1 protein-coding gene and 1 pseudogene are annotated in these 1,049 nt (G+C 70.3%); one reads left to right on the forward strand and one right to left on the reverse strand.

Annotation, left to right across the window (positions count from 1 at the left end; genetic code table 11):
* Positions 1-515: pseudogene (locus ABT137_RS50990) on the reverse strand (aminoglycoside phosphotransferase family protein); the annotation flags it as partial.
* Positions 516-748: 233 nt separating this feature from the next.
* Here ABT137_RS50990 and ABT137_RS50995 point away from each other — a divergent pair.
* Entirely contained in the window at positions 749-931 is a 183-nt protein-coding gene (locus ABT137_RS50995; protein ID WP_351720919.1) for a hypothetical protein, read from the forward strand.
* Positions 932-1,049: the final 118 nt, after the last annotated feature.

The following is a 1,049-nucleotide window of genomic DNA, read 5'->3' on the forward strand; positions in this document are numbered from 1 at the left end:
CGGGTGGCGGCCCGGGCGACCAGGGCCGCGAGCGCGTCCTGGAAGCGGTCGTGATCCCGCCACAGCGGACGGTCGTCGCCCTTGACGGTCATCTGACGCATGGCGTCGGTGCCGGGCACGGAGGCCAAGCCGCGCAGGACGGCAAGCAGCGCGTCGTTGTGCTGCGTGGGCAGCTCGCGCTCGTAGTCCACCTGTGCGGAGTCGGCTCGTAGCGGGACACCGGGCAGCTTGCGCTCGTACGTCACCAGGACGCCCTCGTACTCTTCGGCGTCGAAGATCTCGGGGGTGGAGAACGGCAGTGGGTGCCGTGCGATGTCCGCGTACACCTGGCGGGTGAGCCGGAAACCGGCCGGCGGCCGACCGCTCCACACCTTGGCGACCCTGTCCTCGCCCAGGCTGTAGACGACGCCCTCGACACCCGAGCCGATACGGCGAACATCCGTGTGCCCGCGGTCCACAAAGCGGACCGGCCACGGGTCGGGGAGTGGGGCTTCGTCGTCCGGGGTGATCTCCATCCGCGCATTGGATCACCAGCGGCACCGGCCTCGACAGGCGTTTTCGTGCTGTGCCCCGCCCGCACGCCCCGACGTCGGCAGGCCGGTGAGCTTACGAAACTGGCGCCCTGGGGGTACATCAAACGCACCCGTTGCGGCCGCAGCAGCTTGAGACGATCTCGGGACCCACGGATGGTCACGGGAATCAGCAGCAGTCCACACGGACGGGCCGCGAGCGCAGGCCCGGGGTGGCGGTGGCTGTCACATGCGCGGGCCGGGTGTGGCTCAACGGTGCCCCCGCGATCCGGATCGAATCCGACAGCGGACGGGCCGCGGTCAGCCTCCTGATCGAGAACGGGCGCATCACCCGGATCTACGCGACATCCAACCCGCAGAAGCTGGCACGACTCGACCATCCGACCGATCTCACCAGGTAGCAGACGGGCGGGTGTGCCGGGCAGTACGTGCCCGGCAGGCCGTCCCGGCCACCCTGGCCGCGAACACCGCCCTCGCGGTCTACGCCGGGAAGTCCACCTGCTGAGGGGTCTGAGGGGT

Source organism: Streptomyces sp. NPDC001980 (assembly GCF_040296885.1).
GTDB lineage: Bacteria > Actinomycetota > Actinomycetes > Streptomycetales > Streptomycetaceae > Streptomyces.